Below are 17,472 nucleotides of genomic sequence, written 5' to 3'. Positions count from 1 at the left end.
ACTAAAGGCTGGTTTTAAGTACAGTGCTGTATAAGAAAACAGTAAACGGAGTTAGCCATGTCCCGTCCAAGCCGTCATTACCGTCCTCAAGCCACTCCTCGTTTCCGGGGCCCAGTACGCTCCGCGGCTTCGTCCAGCCCGTTCACCCAGCCTTTGTCGTTCAAGGCCAAGGTGATGGATGTGTGTTTGGTTGCCGTGTGGGGTGCCAGTATTCCCGGCTTGCTGTGGTTGGGCAGCATGGGTGGGTTTTAAGGCCACGCCCGTGTGCTGCTCCAAGGGGCGATCAGGGCACCAGCTGTGTCCAGTCGTTTGACAGGAAGCGGTCGCGGGCCAGTTTTTCGGCCTGTTCCAGTGTCGATGTATCCAGTGTGCTGGTTTTGAGGGCCGTTTTTTTACGAAAAGCATCCAGCATGGCCTTAATCACCGCTTCACGGCTCATGCCCGTTTGACTGCGGATAGGGTCCACCCGTTTTTTGGCACTGGTGGTGCCTTTGTCAGACAGTTTTTCCTTGCCGATGCGCAGGACTTCCAGCATTTTGTCGGCATCAATGTCGTAGGCCATGGTCACATGGTGCAAAACCGCATTGCCACGGCGTGCCTGGGCTGCGCCACCGATTTTTCCGCCTGCGCTGGTGATATCGTTTAGGGGCTGGTACCAGGCATCAATGCCAATGTCGCGCAGGGCCTCAATCACCCAGGAATCCAGAAACTCGTAGGATTCTTGAAACGTCATGCCGGCAACAAACTGCTTGGGCACGCTTAAGGAGTAGGTAATGGTGTTGCCCGGTTCGATGAACATGGCGCCCCCTCCGCTGATACGCCGTACGACTCGAATGCCATGACGGGTTGCAGCCTCAGCCTCAATTTCATTGCGCAGGGACTGGAATCGTCCGATGACAACCGCAGCTTCTTGCCACTCCCAGATGCGCAGGGTAGGGGCGCGGGTGCCCTCGCTGACTTCCTGGGTAATGATTTCATCCAATGCCATGTGCAGAGCAGCAGGCTGCGGCTCCATATGGATCAGTTCCCAGGGCAATTCGTTCCAACCTGTCATGCCAGGGCCCTCCGCACGACTACGCCAATAGCCTGTGGGTCCAGACCGAACATTTCAACCTCGGCAGGCAGAGCGCGGCTGACGTAAGCGGCAATTTCTTCGGCACTGCTGTTGACGGACAGGCCTTGCAAGGCCTGATTGATCAGACCCAATGCTTCGGGGGGTTCCAGAAAAAAGTCGCCGCTCAGTCGTGCTTGTTCGATCATATTGTCTTTGACATCCAGATCGACCACGACCAGCTTGCCGCCAGGAACTTTGTATTCAGCATGCATAGACGGTGTGTCCTTTGATAGGCGCGGACCCTTTTGGGCAAAAGGGAGGGCTAAGCGAGTAAGCAATCGCTCGTGCTGCGTTTAATACAGGGGCAGGATGCCCAAAGTGTCGTATTTTAGCGTAGTTAAACGCGCAGGGACGCATGGGCACGCTGTCAAAAAATTTGGTCATTCACAATATTTACTGGTAGAATCGTGGGCTAATCATTTTTCATCCTCTGTCAGCGCGATTCTTATAATGTGTGCGGCTGATACGATGGTTTTGGAGTCAATCGTGGATTTGATCGCTATTCTTGAGCAAGAAGAAATCCAGCGCCTGACCGGTGGCAAACTGCCTCCCGAGTTCGGTCCTGGTGACACCGTTGTGGTGAACGTAAACGTGGTTGAAGGTACGCGCAAGCGTGTCCAGGCTTACGAAGGCGTGGTTATTGGCCGTCGCAACCGTGGTCTGAATTCTTCCTTCATCGTTCGCAAGATTTCTTCTGGCGAAGCCGTTGAGCGTACATTCCAGCTGTATTCCCCTCAGATCGCCAGCATCGAAGTCAAGCGTCGTGGCGCTGTTCGTCGTGCTAAACTGTACTATCTGCGCGATCGCTCGGGTAAAGCCGCTCGCATCAAAGAAAAACTCGTTCGTCGTTCGGGCAATTAATTTCCCAGCGAACAGCGATGCAAAGGCACCCAGGCGGGTGCCTTTGTTTTTATGTGGGATCACATACCAGTTCTTATGGATAAGCCTCGTATCAGGCCCGTTATCGTTCCTGGATTCGACCCTCGCAGCCAACCCCTGGTTGCATTAGACCCTTTGCCTGATTTGCCTGCGCAAGCCCAGCAATTGGATTTTCTGCGTAGCGCTTTTTCCCAGCCCATACAGTGGCAGGTCGAGCCTTTATTTCGCAGTTCGTTTTATCCCGAGTTTTTGCCCGGTTCCATGAATGTGCGCTCCGCCGTCTGTATTGGCGTGATGCAGCGACCCGAGGGGCCTACCGTCATTTTTACGCGCCGGGCCATGCACCTGCACAACCATGCCGGGCAGATCAGTTTTCCTGGGGGGCGTATTGAGGCCTCGGACCTGGGGCCGGTGGAAGCCGCCTTGCGTGAAACCCAGGAAGAGATCGGTATTGAGCCGCGCTTTGTGCGTTATCTAGGCCAGCATCCCATTTTTGTCACCAGCACCCAGTTTGCGATGCGTCCTGTTATTGGTGAGCTGCAAGAGGGCTTTCAGGTGCTGCCTGACAGTTCCGAGGTCGCCGAAGTCTTTGAGGTGCCCCTGTCAGTCCTGCTGGACCCGCAGCGTCATCAATTGCATCATGCGGATTTGCCCGACGGGGCGGGTCGCTATTACTTTTCGATTCCGTGGGGGCCTTATTTTATTTGGGGCGCCACCGCGGTCTTGATTCGCAATCTCTACCACCATCTGTCCGCCGCCTGGGTGCAATTGTCTGCCGGCGGGGATACGCGCGACACAGGTCTGTAGTCAGGCTGGACGGTCGGTCGCTCCGACGCCGAATCCCGCTTTCACAAAACAGCGCGTTTTGCCTCTCCCCTTGTTCTCTTAGTAGCGGGGTTTGTTCTCGTGTTCGGCCAGCAAGCGCTGGTACAGCGCGTGACGCTCAGGGTGAATGCTGCCCGCCTCGATGGCCGCCAGCACGCCACAGCCTGGCTCATGCCTGTGGGTGCAGTTATAAAAGCGGCAGGATTCCACAGCTTTGCGAAAGTCGGGGAAGCCGTGAGCAATATCTTCTTGCGTCATATGCGACAGTCCAAAGGCCTGGAAGCCGGGGCTGTCGATCAGGTCGCCGCTATTGGGCAGGTGATAGAGACGGGTGCTGGTGGTCGTGTGCCGACCTGCCCCCAAGGCTTGCGAGTATTCCTGGGTCAGTGCGCCTGCATCCGGAACCAGGGCATTGAGCAATGTGGATTTGCCCATGCCACTCTGACCGAGCAGTAGCGTGCGTTTGTTCGCCAGCCAGGGAGCCAGTGCTTCCCGGGTCTGTTCGGGTTCCAAGGCCACCATTTCTAAAATAGGCACCCCCAGCGCGGCAATCGGAGCCAGTTTGCGTCGGGCGCGCTCCAGATGCGTGCCCAGGTCCGCCTTGTTCAAGATAATGACCGGATCAATATCCACGCTCCAGGCGGCAACCAGCGCTCGCCCCAGCAGGTCTTCGGAATAGGCGGGTTCGGGCGCCACCACGATCAGGAGCTGATCGATATTGGCGGCAAATTGCTTGGTACGGAAGTCGTCAGAGCGATACAGCAAATTGCGCCGCTCCTGTACCTGCTCAATGGAGCCTTCGCCTTTGGCCTGCATCATGACATCGACCTGGTCGCCCACCGCAATCCCCGCTTTTTTTCCACGCGGGAAACATTTGATGGTTTGGCCATCGGGCAGCTCGACAAAGTAGTGGCGACCGTGGGCGGCGGTCACCAGACCGCTAATGGTTGTAGATGTCATGCCAGGCTTTTCAGGTGTCGAATGCGATCAATCGCGTTGGGGTGGCTGTCGTAGAAGGCAGAGTGTAGCGGATCAGGTGTCAGCGTTGCAGCATTGTCGTTATAGAGCTTGAGCAAGGCGCTGATCAAGTCCTGGGCACCACTGTGCTGGGCCGCAAAATGGTCGGCCTGATATTCGTCACGGCGTGAGAGCAGGGCGCTCAAAGGACCCATCCAGAAGGTAAAGGTGGGCACCACCATAAAGAACAGGATCAGAGCCAGCGCATCATTGGGGCGGCCTAGTTGAGGGATGACACCCAGGCCGGTGTAAAAGCCCACTTTGCCCCAGGCCCAGCCTGCCAGCAGGAAAAAGACCAGCGATGTCAGCACACTGATCAAGAGGCGGCGTTGTATATGCCGATGCTTGAAGTGGCCCAGTTCATGCGCCAGCACGGCCTCGACTTCTTCGGGCTGGAGTTTGTTGAGCAAGGTGTCAAAAAACACGATACGTTTTTGGCGCCCTAGCCCGGTGAAGTACGCATTGCCGTGGGCGGAGCGGCGCGAGCCATCCATTACGTACAACCCACTGGTCTGGAAGCCACAACGTTGCGCCAAAGCGTTGATGCGATCCCGCAGGCCGGCATCTTCCAGTGGTTTAAACGTGTTGAAGAGCGGGGCGATAACACGCGGGTACAACCATAGCACCAGTAGATTGAAGGCCAGCCACAAGCCCCAGCCATACCACGGCCAGGAGGGTCCGGCCCAATCCATCAGGCTGAGCAGGGCGGCGCACAGGGGTGTGCCCAGCACCAAGATGATGAGCAGTGTTTTGGCGGTATCCGCAAAAAACAAGGCAGGTGTCATGCGGTTAAAGCCAAAGCGCGCCTCCAGTACGAACTTGCGATACCAGGCAAAGGGCAGGCCGACCAGACCCATAATCGCCAGCACGGCGCCAATCAGGGCAAGCTGCCGCAGCAGTTCGTGGCTGATCCAGTGGCCCAGGGTGATATCCAGCCATTGCAAGCCACCCAGCAAGGTAAAGCCCAGCAACACCAGGGCTTCCACCAGGCGTTCGCTCAAGCCCAGCCGTGTGCGTGCAATGGTGTAACGCGCCGCGCGCTGATGACTATGCAGGCCGATGCGTTCGGAAAACTCGGCAGGCACCTGGTTCTGATGTCGATAAACGTGCCGGATCTGCCGCAGACCGAGATAAAAGCGCAGCAAAACGTCTGCCAGCAGAAAGATAATGAACAACAAAGTCAGCATGGAGGCGGCTATATGTAAAATGGGCGTTTTGAGGAATGATTATATGGCGGTTCACACACAGCGTCTGGTCTGGCTCGATATGGAGATGACAGGACTGGACCCGGACAAAGAGCGCATCATCGAAGTTGCGGTCGTGGTAACAGAAGCAGACTTGACCCTGGTAGCCGAAGGCCCGGTTCTGGTGGTTCATCAAAGCAACACATTGCTCGATGGCATGGACGCCTGGAACAAGGGGACACATGGCCGCAGTGGCCTGATCGACAAGGTCAAAGCGTCGACCCTGACTGAAGCGCAGGCCGAGGATCAGTTGCTGGAGTTTCTGAAAGAGCATGTACCAGCGGGCAAGTCGCCCCTGTGTGGCAACACCATCAGCCAGGACCGTCGTTTCATGTACCGCTACATGCCCCGCCTGGAGGCCTTCTTCCATTATCGCAATCTGGATGTCAGCACCTTGAAAGAGCTGGCTCTGCGTTGGAAACCCGATGTCGTTAAAAGTTTCGTCAAGCAAAGCCGCCACGAAGCCTTGGCCGACATTTACGAGTCCATCGACGAACTTAAACACTACCGCGAGCATTTCATCCGCCTGTAAACACAGCGCGCCGGTCAAGGCGCAAGCGCGTTAAGCGCGTCTGCCAGGGCAGGCAAGGGCATGCGGGCGGGACCAAAACCGAGGGCAGCGATTTATCGCACCTCGGTTTTTTTACGTCTAAGTATTTACCCTTAAAGTATCCGTTTCCGGGTCATATGATACGGTTTTGCGATTGACATCACATTTTTCGTATTAAATAATGAAGTGTATATGGTTTGCGTCAAAACAAAATTTTGTTGAACGCTTTCAGTACTCTTACCGGGGATGGTCATGTATGCACAACTTGTAGAGACAGGCGTCAAGCAGGTCCGGGATATCGAGCAGATGTCCGACGAAGAGCGTCGGTTTCAAGAGCGCATCGATGAGGGTGTCCGCATCGAAGCTAGGGACTGGATGCCCGAAGCCTATCGCAAAACCCTGGTGCGCCAGATTTCTCAGCACGCGCACTCCGAGGTTGTCGGGATGCTGCCCGAAGGCAACTGGATTACCCGCGCTCCTTCGCTCAAGCGTAAAGCGATCTTGATGGCCAAGGTGCAGGACGAGGCCGGTCACGGTCTGTATCTGTATAGCGCTGCCGAAACACTGGGTGTCAGCCGTGACAAACTGGTCGATGATCTGTTGTCGGGCAAAGCCAAGTACTCCAGCATTTTTAATTACCCCACCCTGAATTGGGCCGACATCGGCATGATCGGCTGGCTGGTTGACGGCTCGGCCATCATTAACCAGATTCCCTTGTGCCGCTGCTCTTACGGTCCTTACGCCCGTGCCATGGTGCGGGTATGCAAGGAAGAGTCTTTCCACCAGCGCCAGGGTTACGATCTTTTGATCCAGATGTGCCTGCATGGCACCCCGGAACAGAAGGCCATGGCGCAGGACTCCATCAACCGTTGGTGGTGGCCCGCGCTAATGATGTTCGGCCCCTCCGATGCAGACTCCACCAACAGCGCCCAGTCCATGCAGTGGAAGATCAAGCTGTTCTCGAATGATGAGTTGCGCCAGAAAATGGTGGATCAGACCGTGCCGCAGGCCGAGTATCTGGGCCTGACCATTCCTGATCCTGATCTGCGCTGGAACGAAGAGCGCGGCCACTACGACTTTGGCGAGATTGACTGGGATGAGTTCTGGGCGGTGATCAAGGGCAATGGCCCCTGTAATCGTGAACGACTCCAGGCCCGGGTGGACGCCCACGAAAACGGCGCGTGGTTCCGTGAGGCACTGGATGCCCATGCCCAGAAGCAGGAAGCCATCCGCAAGGTGGCCTGATCCCTAAGGCCAGGAAACCGTGACGGTTTCTGATCCGATCCGATTCGCAGTCCGCGCAGTAAGAGCGCGACTGCACAGCAAGGAATTTTCAGTTATGAGCAAGAACGATTGGCCCCTGTGGGAAGTTTTCATTCGCAGCCAGCATGGTTTGGCTCACAAGCATGTAGGCAGCCTGCACGCGCCGGATGCCGAAATGGCCATTAACAATGCGCGTGATGTCTATACCCGCCGTAATGAAGGCGTGAGCATCTGGGTGGTGCGTGCTGCCGATATCGCGGCTTCCAGTCCGGGTGACAAAGGGCCGCTGTTTGAGCCCTCCAACACCAAGGTCTACCGTCACCCTACCTTTTTCCCCATGCCTGACGGCATCAATATGTAGGAATCGGTATGGACAAAGCCCTGTTTTCCTACGCCCTGCGCATGGGCGATTCCACCCTGGTGCTGGCTCAGCGTCTGGGTGAATGGACTGGACATGGCCCGGCTCTGGAAGAAGAGCTGGCCTGTGCCAATACCGCCCTGGACCTGTTGGGTCAGGCCCGCATGTGGCTGACGCTGGCCGGCGAGACCGAAGGCCAAGGCCGCGACGAAGATCGTCTGGCCTATCATCGTGACGCTCACGAGTACACCAACTATCTGTTGGTCGAACGTGAGAACGGTCACTATGGCGATACCTTGGCGCGTCAGTTTCTCTTTGATGCCTGGCACTGTTTCTTGCTGGAGCAGTTGCTGCAATCCACCGATGAGCAGATTCGGGCCATCGCCCAGAAAGCGCACAAGGAAGTGCTGTACCACTTGCGCCGCTCGACCGATCTGATCGTGCGTCTGGGTGATGGTACTGCCGAGAGCCACAAGCGCATGCAAAAAGCGATAGACGATGCCTGGTTCTATCTGGGTGAACTGTTCCTGGATGATGAGGTCACCCAGGAGCTGGCTCAGCGTCAGGCCGTGCCCTTGATGGCCAGCCTGTGGCAGCCCTGCCTGGAGTACATCCGGACCGCCCTGGAGCGCGCTACCTTGCGTTGTCCAGCCGAACAGGATGCCCAGCACAAGGCATACCGTGGCGGTCCGCAAGGCCGTCATACGGAAGCATTAGGGTATCTGCTGGCGGAAATGCAGCATCTGCCACGTATGTACCCCGACGCCACCTGGTGATCGTCATGACACAGACCTGGAGCACCGAGCAAGTCATGCAGATACTGGCCACGGTTCCAGATCCGGAGATCCCCGTGATCTCCTTGCTGGACCTGGGCATTGTGCGTGACGTGAACTGGGAGGAAGGCGTGTGCGTGGTCACCATCACACCGACGTACTCTGGTTGTCCGGCGATGTACGAGATGAGCCACTCGATTGAGCAAGCCTTGCAGCAGGCCGGCATCGAGCAGGTTCGAGTCGATACGAAGTTGTCGCCGGCCTGGACGACCGATTGGATGAGTGAGCAAGGCAAGCTGGCCCTGCGTGATTACGGTATCGCTCCCCCGGCCCAAAGTGCAGTTGATATTTCTGGTTTGCTGCGCCAGCCCGAGGCGCCCGTGGTGGCCTGTCCTCAGTGTGGCTCCACGCATACACGGGTCATCAGCCAGTTTGGCTCGACGCCGTGCAAGGCGCTGTACCGCTGCATCAGCTGTGGCGAACCATTCGATTACTTTAAGGCGCATTAGTCCTATGAGTCAGTTTTATTCTCTTCCTGTGGCATCGGTCTCGCGCAGCACCCGCGATGCTGTGGTGGTAGCTTTTGATGTGCCCGACAATTTGCAGGATGTGTTTCAGTTTCGCCCCGGTCAGTATCTGACCCTGCGCACCCATCTGGACGGCCAGGAACTGCGCCGCTCCTACTCGATCTGTGCCGCTCCGCACGACCGCTTGCTGCGGGTGGCGATCAAGCGCGTCAATGATGGTGCTTTCTCTACCTGGGCCAACAGCCATCTGCAGGCAGGTGCTTCGCTGGAGGTCATGCCTCCTGATGGCAACTTCACCGTAGATTTTGACCCCAGCAACGCGCACCGTTATGTTGCCTTTGCGGTGGGGAGCGGTATCACCCCCATTCTGTCGCTGGTCAAGACCGCGTTGGATACCGAGCCCAATTCCACCTTCACGCTGTTTTTCGGTAACCGCGCCTCTTCGGCCATCATGTTTCGCGAAGAGATCGAGGACCTGAAAAACACCTATATGGAACGTTTCTCCATCGTGTATATCATGAGCCGGGAAACGCAGGATATTGATCTGTTCAACGGTCGCCTGGACGGTGAGAAAGTCCGCCAGCTGATGCAGCAATGGTTCGATCCGGCCAGTGTGGATGTGGCCTTTGTGTGCGGTCCCCAGGACATGAGCGAGCAGGTGGTGGCCGCCTTGCAGGAAAACGGTCTGCAAAAATCCCAGATCAAGTTCGAGCTGTTTGGCGCTCCCAAAGGGCCACGTGCGCTGCGTACGGGTGAAGAGTCGCGCAAGGCACCGGGCAAGGAAGAGTGCGAGCTGACCGTGATTCAGGATGGCATCACACGCAACCTGACCATCAGCAAGAGCAACAGCAGCATTTTGGATGCAGCGCTCGAGCAAGGTCTGGAATTGCCGTATTCCTGTAAAGGTGGTGTTTGCTCCACCTGCCGTTGCAAAGTGGTAGAGGGCGAAGTGGACATGGACGCCAACTTTGCGCTGGAAGATTACGAAGTAGCCCGCGGTTTCGTGCTCAGTTGCCAAAGCTTTCCGGTAACCGACCGGGTAGTGATTGACTTCGATCAGGAAACCTAAGACCGCCAAAAATAGCGGTTTTCCAAGAATCTGGACGCCAGCTTCCCAGCTTGGCGTCCTACTAGTTTCAGGAGCACATTGTATGGCAGCAGATTTTTTCAAAACGCATCAGGCGACGCTGGATCAGGCTTTGAGCAGCATCCTAGCGCGCAATTTCTGGAGCGCTTATCCTGAAAATCCCAGCCCGCGCGCTTACGGTGAAACCGCGGCTCAGGAAGGTCAGGCTGCATTTGAAGCCTACCGCGACAAAGCCTTTCCCTTGACGCTGGAAGGCGCCCAAGGAGAAGTGGGTAATGAGCGCTCGCCTTTTGGTTTTGATCTGGGCATCCGTTACCCCAAAGTCCCCGTGGATCAGTTGGTGGCCCAGTCGCAACTGGCGCTGGACAGCTGGCGCGATGCGGGCCCGCAGGCCTGGGTGGGCATTTGTCTGGAAATTCTGCATCGCTTGAACCAGCGCAGCTTCGAGATTGCTCATGCCGTGCAGCACACAACGGGCCAGGGTTTCATGATGGCCTTCCAGGCCGGTGGCCCTCACGCTCAGGAACGTGCGCTGGAAGCCGTGGCCTACGCCTGGCAGGAAATGTCCCGCATCCCCGGTCTGGTTGACTGGATCAAGCCCCAGGGCAAGCATGATCCCATCCAGATGAAGAAACAGTTCAAAGTTGTGCCCCGTGGCATTGGTCTGGTCATTGGTTGCTCCACCTTCCCGACCTGGAATGGTTACCCTGGCCTGTTTGCTTCCTTGGCCACCGGCAACACCGTGATTGTGAAGCCGCATCCTGGCGCGATCCTGCCTCTGGCCATTACCGTGGCTGTCGCGCGCGAAGTGCTGGCCGAGGCCGGTTTCAATCCCAACGTGGTCTTGCTGGCGGCTCACGAGCCTTCGGAAGATACGGCACAGCAATTGGCCATGAACAAGGCCGTCAAGCTGATCGACTTTACCGGCAGTAGCCAAAACGGCAACTGGCTGGAAGCAAATGCGCGCCACGCGTTGGTCTACACCGAAAAAGCCGGTGTGAACCAGGTCATTATTAATTCGGTTGACGATTTCAAGGCGGTTGCCCGCAATCTGGCTTTCTCCTTTGCCCTGTATTCCGGCCAGATGTGTACTGCTCCTCAAAACATCTACGTGCCTCGTGACGGTATCCGCACGGCTGATGGTGTGATGAGTTTTGACGAAGTGGCTCAAGGTCTGGCCCAGGCCGTACAAAAACTGGTGTCCGATCCGGCCCGCGCCGTTGAAATTACCGGTGCTGTGCAAAACGAAGCCTGCGCACAGCGTATCGATCAGGCGCGCCAGCTGGGCATGCCTATCCTGGCTGACAGCCAGACACTGGAGCACCCTGCATTTCCCGGTGCCCGCGTACGCACACCTCTGGTCTTGCAGGCCCGTGTGGACCAGCCCGAGATTCAGCAAGAATGGTTTGGCCCCATCGTATTTGTGGTGCAAACCGATTCGACCGAGCAAAGCATTGAAGTGGCAGGACGCAACGTGATCGAGCACGGCGCACTGACCTTGTCGGCGTACAGCACCGATGATGCCGTGACTGCCCAGATCCAGCGCATGGCCGAGCGTTCCGGTGTGTCCCTGTCCCTGAACCTGACCGGCGCCGTGTTCATTAATCAGACCGCAGCCTACAGCGACTTCCATGGTACGGGCGCCAACCCGGCTGCCAACGCCTCTCTGTCGGACTCGGCCTATGTGGCTAACCGTTTCCGTGTCGTTCAGACCCGCTGGCATTTCTAAAGGAGGATGGCCAGGTGACTGACCAAAGTATTCAATTTCAACTGGAAAACGGCGTAGCACGCATTACCTTGAATCGTCCCGACAAGCTCAACAGCTTCACGGCCGACATGCACGGTGAGCTGGCTCAGGCTCTGGACAAGGTGGAACAGTGCGCCGATTTGCGTGTGCTGATTCTGACCGGTAATGGACGCGGCTTTTGCGCCGGCCAGGACCTGTCCGAGCGTCAGATGAGTGCTGGCGATGCCCCCGTCGATCTGGGTGCAACCATTGAGAAATTCTACGCACCGCTGGTGCGTCGTCTGCGCGCATTGGCTGCGCCGGTGGTAGTGGGGGTCAACGGCGTGGCTGCGGGTGCTGGAGCGAACCTGGCTCTGGCGGGCGATATTGTGATTGCCGCCCGTTCGGCCAGCTTCATCCAGCCTTTTTGCCGTCTTGGCTTGTTGCCGGACACCGGCGGTACATTCTTCTTGCCGCGTCTGGTGGGCACCGCCCGCGCCATGGGTCTGTCTTTGCTGGGCGACAAGCTCTCGGCCGAACAGGCTGCGCAGTGGGGGCTGATCTGGGAATGCGTGGACGATGAGGCTTTCCAGGCTCGTCTGAACGAGCTGGCCGCTCATTTTGCCCAGGCGCCGACCAAAGGTCTGGCTTACGCCAAGAAAGCGATTTATGCCAGTGATGCCCATTCGCTTGATCAACAGTTGGATCTGGAACGCGACTTGATGCGTGAACTGGGTGCCTCCGAAGATTATCGTGAGGGTGTTAATGCATTCCTGGGCAAACGTGCCCCCCAATTTAAAGGAAAGTAATGCAAAGCAACGCAATGGCTGTTGAAGACCCCCAGGCACTGGCTCAGCAGGTCAGTGACCATATGTTTGGCAATGACCAGGCATCTCAGGCTTTGGGCCTGAGCCTGGATAGCGTCGCACCGGGCAGGGCGGACATGAGCATGACGGTACGTGCCGACATGCTCAACGGCCACAAGACCTGTCACGGTGGTTTCATTTTTGCGTTGGCCGACAGCACCTTTGCGTTTGCCTGCAATTCCCGCAATGCACCGACCGTTGCGTCGGGTTGCACCATCGATTACCTGGCGCCTGCCTTTGAAGGGGATGTCCTGACTGCTCGTGCGGTTGAGGCTTCCCTGGCAGGCCGCACCGGTGTGTATGACATCGAGGTGGTCAACCAGAACAACAAGCGCATTGCCTTGTTCCGTGGACGCTCGTACCGGCTCAATGGCACGGTATTGGGCGGAATTGAAAAAAAATAATCTTTGACGATACATACCCTGTGGACCCGGGGGGGTCGGAAGTACCACACCAGCGGCAGGGCAGGAGTACACCATGACAGCAATTAAAGAACAGGTTGGCCGCGATGCCATCGAGCATGCAAGTGTTGACGAGATCCGCAACTTGCAGCTGGAACGTCTGAAGTGGACGTTGCGGCATGCTTACGAGAATGTGCCGCACTATCGGCAGAAATTTGATGAAGCGGGCGTGCACCCCGACGATTTGAAGCAGTTGTCGGATATTTCCAAGTTTCCCTTCACGACCAAGCAGGATCTGCGTGACAACTACCCCTTCAAAATGTTTGCGGTTCCTCGCGAACAGGTAGCACGCGTGCACGCGTCCAGTGGCACAACGGGCAAGCCCACCGTGGTTGGCTACACGGCCAAGGACATCTCCACCTGGGCAGACCTGTTTGCCCGTTCCATGTGGGCAGCTGGCGCCCGTCCTGGCGACATTGCCCATGTGGCCTACGGCTATGGTCTGTTCACAGGCGGCCTGGGTGCCCACTACGGTGCTGAGCGTCTGGGATGCACGGTGGTTCCCATGTCCGGTGGTCAGACTGAAAAGCAGGTTCAACTGATTCAGGACTTCCGTCCCGACGTGATTCTGGTCACGCCTTCCTACTTCTGCAATATCGTGGAAGAGATCGAGCGTCAGGGCATGGACCCACGCGATACTTCCTTGCGCATCGGTATTTTTGGCGCTGAACCCTGGACAGGGCAGATGCGTCTGGATATTGAGCAGCGTGCCGGTATCGATGCTGTGGATATTTATGGTCTGTCCGAGGTAATGGGGCCTGGCGTGGCCATGGAATGTGTGGAAAGCAAGGACGGCCCAGTGGTCTGGGAAGACCACTTCTACCCGGAAATCATCAACCCTGAAACCGGCGAGCCCGTGGCCGAGGGTGAGAGCGGAGAACTGGTCTTTACCTCGCTGAGCAAGGAAGCCATGCCGGTCATTCGCTACCGTACTCGTGACCTGACCCAGTTGCTGCCACCTACCTCGCGCAGCATGCGCCGGATCGGCAAGATCACGGGCCGCAGCGACGATATGGTGATTGTGCGTGGTGTGAACCTGTTCCCGACGCAGGTCGAGGAGCTGGTTCTGAAGATGCCCGAGCTGGCTGCCCAGTACCAACTGGTCTTGAGTCGTAATGGCAATATGGACGAGCTGGAAATTATGGTGGAGGTTCGCCCGGAGTTCAATCACTTAAATGATGCCGAGCGTGAGCAAATGGCCCGCCGCCTGAGCCACTCCATCAAGACCTTTATTGGTGTGAGTGCACGTATTCGCGTGCAGTCCTCGGGTATGGTCGAGCGTACGGTAACGGGTAAAGCCAAGCGCGTGATCGACAAGCGCGCGTTTTAGGCACGATTGCGTCCGGACTCCACAACGGCTCTGCTCTGGCAGGGCCGTTTTTGTATTCGGCGCTCTCACGGTATCATTGCAAGCTAGTAGGCGGCTCACGCCGTTTTCGTATTTTTTTCTGATCACATCATGCCCCCAATACAGCCAGGTTTGATTGCCGGCATTGGCACCGACCTGATTCGTGTGGAACGGATCGAGCGCGCCCTGGCTCGTCACGGCGATCGTTTTGTAAAACGCATCCTGGGCGAGCAGGAGCAGCAGGTCTATGCCCGCCGTCAGGCGCGCGACCCGGTAAGGGGACTGCGCTATCTGGCAACCCGCTTTGCGGCTAAAGAAGCTTTTTCCAAAGCGGTCGGGTTGGGCATGCGCATGCCCATGGCGTGGTCGCGCATGCAAACCCTGAATGCGCCCGGTGGACGTCCGATGGTGCGCTTGTCTGCGGACCTGCAAAGCTGGTTTGACGCCCGTTTCGGGGCGGTTCATATTTCCCTGACTGATGAATCCGATATGGCCATGGCCTTTGTGGTGCTGGAAGTCAAAGCGCCGGCCATTTCTTCCTTATTCTTAGCTGAGTCTGATACTAAATGAGTTCTTCCCCACAAGCAGTACTGCCACCGGGCCCGGTCATGGTCGATGTGCAGGGCACGGTTCTGACGGACCACGAGCGCGAGCGCCTGCGCCATCCGCTGGTCGGTGGCGTGATTCTGTTTAGCCGCAACTTTGAAAACCGTGCGCAACTGACCGCCCTGTGCCAGTCGATTCACGAGGCGCGTAACGAGCCCTTGCTGATTGCGGTGGATCACGAGGGGGGGCGGGTGCAGCGTTTCCGCGAGGATGGCTTTACCACGCTGCCCGCCATGAGCCAGTTGGGCCAGCTCTGGACGCGTGATGCCGTCAAGGCGGCGGCTGTTGCTGCCGATACGGGCTATGTGCTGGCTGCCGAGCTGCGCGCCTGTGGTGTGGATATGAGCTTTACGCCGGTGCTGGATCTGGACTGGGGAGTCAGCAAGGTTATTGGCGATCGGTCTTTCCATCGCAATCCGCGGGCAGTGTCCATGTTGGCCGCTGGCTTGATCCGTGGTTTGAACAAGGCCGGTATGGCTGCCTGCGGCAAGCACTTTCCCGGTCATGGCGGCGTAGAGGCGGATTCGCACCACGAGATTCCCGTGGACGACCGTATACTGGAAGAGATTCTGGACGAGGATGCTGCCCCTTACGGTTGGCTTGGCACCTTGCAGTTGCCCTCCGTAATGCCTGCACACGTGATCTATTCCAAAGTAGACCCGCTGCCAGCCGGCTTCTCGCCATACTGGATTCAGCGTGTGCTGCGCAAGGCCCTGGCCTATGACGGCGTCATTTTTTCCGACGACCTGACCATGGAAGGCGCCACCGTTGTGGGCGACATCCTGGCACGCGCTCAAGCGGCCTTGGGGGCGGGCTGCGACATGGTGCTGGTCTGCAATCGTCCTGATCTGGCCGACGACTTGCTCTCGCGCCTGGATTTCACGATTTCCGAGGAATCGCAAAACCGCATTCGTCGTCTCATGCCTAGCACGCCCGCTTTGGATTGGGACGCCTTGCAAGCGGATGAACACTATCAATATGCCCGCGGACTTCAATCTAAAATCCTATCTGTCTGATTTACCGAATTTGCCGGGCGTATACCGGCATCTCGATGAACAGGGCGAGGTACTGTATGTGGGCAAGGCGCGGGATCTCAAGCGTCGTGTCAGCTCGTACTTTCAAAAAACGCTGAGCAGTCCCCGCATTGCCCATATGGTGGCGCGTGTCGCGCGCATCGAGGTGACTGTTACCCGCAGCGAGGCCGAGGCCTTGCTGCTGGAAAACAACCTCATCAAGCGTCTGCGGCCACGCTACAACATTCTTTTCCGGGATGACAAGTCCTACCCCTACCTGATGATCAGCGCGCACCAGGCGCCTCGTATTGCCTATTACCGGGGCAGTACCAGCGGGAAGGGCCATTTCTTTGGCCCTTATCCCAACTCCTGGGCGGTGCGTGAAACCATTCAGATCCTGCAAAAGGTGTTTCGGTTGCGCACCTGTGAGGACAGCGTCTACGCCAATCGCAGTCGCCCCTGTCTGCTGCATCAGATCGGGCGCTGTTCGGCGCCGTGCGTCAATCTGATCTCGCCTGAGCAGTATCAGCGGGATGTGCAGCGCGCCATCAGCTTTCTGGATGGTCACACCACGCAAATCCTGAGTGAGTTGCAAGAGCGCATGATGCAGGCCTCGGACTCGCTGGATTTTGAGCAGGCCGCGATTTTGCGCGACCAGATGAAAGCCTTGTCAGCCGTGTTGCAGCAGCAAAGCATGGAGCAGGTGGGCAAGGAAGATGTCGACGTTATTGTGGTCCTCAATGCCGGGGGCAAGTTCTGTGTGAACCTGGCCATGGTGCGCGGGGGCCGTCATCTGGGAGATCGTGCCTTTTTCCCTACCCAGATCAACGATGACACCCCAAGCGAGGTGCTTGCGGCCTTTATCGCCCAGCACTACCTGGAACGTCGCATGCCACCCGTGCTGGTTTGCTCGCACGCCCTGCCTGATCCTGATCTGATGCCTTTGCTGGCGGAGCAAACCGGTGTGAAGGCGCGCATTGTGGTGCGCCCTCAAGGCGTGCGCAAGATCTGGCTGGAACAGGCAACGAAGAATGCCGGCCTGGCGCTTGCCCGGGTCTTGAGCGAATCGACGGCCCGTGCGGATCGTACCCGGGCTCTGGCCGAAGTATTGCAACTGGACCTGGATGAGGCCCAGCTCGATGCGTTGCACATCGAATGCTTTGACATCAGCCATACGGCTGGGGAGGCCACGCAGGCCTCGTGTGTGGTTTATAAGCACCACGAAATGCAGAACTCCCTTTATCGTCGCTACAACATTGCCGGCATCACCCCCGGTGATGATTACGCAGCCATGCGCCAGGTACTGAACCGACGGTTCTCGCGGGTTGCCGAAGGTCTGGCGCCTTTGCCCGACATTGTCCTGATCGACGGTGGCAAAGGGCAGGTAGAGATCGCCCGGCAGGTCTTTGTCGAATTGGGCCTGGACATTCATGTTCTGGTTGGTGTGGCCAAGGGAGAAAAGCGTAAAGTAGGTCTGGAGACCCTGGTGTTTGCCGATGATCGACCGCCTGTGGCCCTGGGCGTGGAGTCAGCTGCCTTGATGCTGGTTGCCCAGGTGCGTGACGAGGCCCACCGCTTTGCGATTACGGGCATGCGCGCTCAGCGTGCCAAAACGCGCAACGTGTCGCGTCTGGAGGATATTGATGGGATTGGCGCCAAGCGTCGCCAGCGTCTGCTGGCTCGCTTTGGGGGCTTTAGTGGCGTTGCCGATGCCAGTATCGATGAGCTTAGTGCGGTTGATGGAATATCCACGGAGCTGGCCGAACGTATTTATCATGCTTTACGATAGGCGAGAGCCTTTGTTGTTTTAAATTA

20 protein-coding genes are annotated in these 17,472 nt (G+C 57.5%); 16 read left to right on the top strand and 4 right to left on the bottom strand.

The features are described 5' to 3' along the window. The first annotated feature begins 57 nt into the window (after window positions 1-57). Window positions 58-252, top strand: a complete 195-nt coding sequence (locus FE795_RS11125; RefSeq protein ID WP_003799172.1) for a hypothetical protein — start codon at window positions 58-60, stop codon at window positions 250-252. Window positions 253-283: 31 nt separating this feature from the next. Here FE795_RS11125 and FE795_RS11120 read toward each other — a convergent pair whose 3' ends face one another. Together FE795_RS11120 and FE795_RS11115 are read right to left on the bottom strand one after the other, a co-directional pair. Continuing rightward, window positions 284-1,054 carry a lipoate--protein ligase family protein gene (locus FE795_RS11120; RefSeq protein ID WP_003799173.1) on the bottom strand — a complete coding sequence of 257 codons (771 nt, stop codon included), beginning with the start codon at window positions 1,052-1,054 and terminating at the stop codon, window positions 284-286. Beyond that, complete coding sequence (locus FE795_RS11115; protein WP_003799175.1) at window positions 1,051-1,326, bottom strand: lipoate protein ligase C-terminal domain-containing protein; 276 nt, start codon at window positions 1,324-1,326, stop codon at window positions 1,051-1,053. Before FE795_RS11115 ends, FE795_RS11120 begins: the two co-directional genes overlap by 4 nt. Window positions 1,327-1,600: 274 nt before the next feature. Between FE795_RS11115 and rplS the strand changes: the two genes are divergently transcribed. Continuing rightward, a complete protein-coding gene (rplS, locus tag FE795_RS11110) occupies window positions 1,601-1,975 on the top strand; it encodes a 50S ribosomal protein L19 (protein WP_003799181.1) in 375 nt (124 codons plus the stop codon). A 153-nt stretch (window positions 1,976-2,128) separates the two neighbouring features. After that, a complete protein-coding gene (locus FE795_RS11105) occupies window positions 2,129-2,800 on the top strand; it encodes an NUDIX hydrolase (protein WP_131071833.1) in 672 nt (223 codons plus the stop codon). Between the two features lie 78 nt (window positions 2,801-2,878). Here FE795_RS11105 and rsgA read toward each other — a convergent pair whose 3' ends face one another. Beyond that, complete coding sequence (rsgA, locus tag FE795_RS11100) at window positions 2,879-3,778, bottom strand: ribosome small subunit-dependent GTPase A (protein WP_003799185.1); 900 nt, start codon at window positions 3,776-3,778, stop codon at window positions 2,879-2,881. After that, window positions 3,775-5,022, bottom strand: a complete 1,248-nt coding sequence (locus FE795_RS11095) for a M48 family metallopeptidase (RefSeq protein WP_003799186.1) — start codon at window positions 5,020-5,022, stop codon at window positions 3,775-3,777. Before FE795_RS11095 ends, rsgA begins: the two co-directional genes overlap by 4 nt. Before the next feature lie 43 nt (window positions 5,023-5,065). Here FE795_RS11095 and orn point away from each other — a divergent pair, with 43 nt between their 5' ends. The 13 genes from orn (at window position 5,066) to uvrC (ending at window position 17,446) form a co-directional block, all read left to right on the top strand. Beyond that, window positions 5,066-5,611 carry an oligoribonuclease gene (gene orn, locus FE795_RS11090; protein WP_003799188.1) on the top strand — a complete coding sequence of 182 codons (546 nt, stop codon included), beginning with the start codon at window positions 5,066-5,068 and terminating at the stop codon, window positions 5,609-5,611. A gap of 270 nt (window positions 5,612-5,881) precedes the next feature. Then, complete coding sequence (gene paaA / locus FE795_RS11085) at window positions 5,882-6,874, top strand: 1,2-phenylacetyl-CoA epoxidase subunit PaaA (protein ID WP_003799190.1); 993 nt, start codon at window positions 5,882-5,884, stop codon at window positions 6,872-6,874. 94 nt (window positions 6,875-6,968) lie between these two features. Further along, entirely contained in the window at window positions 6,969-7,253 is a 285-nt protein-coding gene (paaB, locus tag FE795_RS11080; protein ID WP_003799192.1) for a 1,2-phenylacetyl-CoA epoxidase subunit PaaB, read from the top strand. 8 nt (window positions 7,254-7,261) lie between these two features. Beyond that, window positions 7,262-8,026: a 1,2-phenylacetyl-CoA epoxidase subunit PaaC gene (gene paaC / locus FE795_RS11075; protein ID WP_003799193.1), complete on the top strand. Its 765-nt coding sequence runs from the start codon at window positions 7,262-7,264 to the stop codon at window positions 8,024-8,026. 5 nt (window positions 8,027-8,031) lie between these two features. After that, window positions 8,032-8,532, top strand: coding sequence for a 1,2-phenylacetyl-CoA epoxidase subunit PaaD (gene paaD / locus FE795_RS11070; protein ID WP_003799195.1), 501 nt, complete (start codon window positions 8,032-8,034; stop codon window positions 8,530-8,532). Between the two features lie 4 nt (window positions 8,533-8,536). After that, a complete protein-coding gene (paaE, locus tag FE795_RS11065; RefSeq protein WP_131070683.1) occupies window positions 8,537-9,619 on the top strand; it encodes a 1,2-phenylacetyl-CoA epoxidase subunit PaaE in 1,083 nt (360 codons plus the stop codon). Window positions 9,620-9,701: 82 nt separating this feature from the next. Next, the gene (gene paaN, locus FE795_RS11060; protein ID WP_131070682.1) at window positions 9,702-11,366 is read left to right on the top strand and encodes a phenylacetic acid degradation protein PaaN; all 1,665 of its coding nucleotides are present in this window, start codon (window positions 9,702-9,704) and stop codon (window positions 11,364-11,366) included. A 14-nt stretch (window positions 11,367-11,380) separates the two neighbouring features. Next, window positions 11,381-12,172 carry a 2-(1,2-epoxy-1,2-dihydrophenyl)acetyl-CoA isomerase PaaG gene (gene paaG, locus FE795_RS11055; protein WP_003799200.1) on the top strand — a complete coding sequence of 264 codons (792 nt, stop codon included), beginning with the start codon at window positions 11,381-11,383 and terminating at the stop codon, window positions 12,170-12,172. Continuing rightward, a complete protein-coding gene (gene paaI, locus FE795_RS11050; protein WP_003799201.1) occupies window positions 12,172-12,633 on the top strand; it encodes a hydroxyphenylacetyl-CoA thioesterase PaaI in 462 nt (153 codons plus the stop codon). Before paaG ends, paaI begins: the two co-directional genes overlap by 1 nt. Window positions 12,634-12,706: 73 nt before the next feature. Next, entirely contained in the window at window positions 12,707-14,020 is a 1,314-nt protein-coding gene (gene paaK, locus FE795_RS11045) for a phenylacetate--CoA ligase PaaK (RefSeq protein ID WP_131070681.1), read from the top strand. Between the two features lie 129 nt (window positions 14,021-14,149). After that, window positions 14,150-14,608 (top strand): holo-ACP synthase, encoded by a 459-nt coding sequence (gene acpS / locus FE795_RS11040; RefSeq protein WP_003799205.1) that lies wholly within the window; start codon window positions 14,150-14,152, stop codon window positions 14,606-14,608. Then, entirely contained in the window at window positions 14,605-15,660 is a 1,056-nt protein-coding gene (gene nagZ, locus FE795_RS11035; RefSeq protein WP_039942890.1) for a beta-N-acetylhexosaminidase, read from the top strand. Before acpS ends, nagZ begins: the two co-directional genes overlap by 4 nt. Further along, window positions 15,623-17,446, top strand: a complete 1,824-nt coding sequence (gene uvrC / locus FE795_RS11030) for an excinuclease ABC subunit UvrC (RefSeq protein ID WP_003799209.1) — start codon at window positions 15,623-15,625, stop codon at window positions 17,444-17,446. The genes nagZ and uvrC overlap by 38 nt, the downstream gene beginning before the upstream one ends. Window positions 17,447-17,472: the final 26 nt, after the last annotated feature.

The organism is Alcaligenes ammonioxydans, from assembly GCF_019343455.1.
Classification (GTDB): domain Bacteria; phylum Pseudomonadota; class Gammaproteobacteria; order Burkholderiales; family Burkholderiaceae_B; genus Alcaligenes; species Alcaligenes ammonioxydans.
This window is presented reverse-complemented; position numbering and strand designations above follow the sequence as displayed.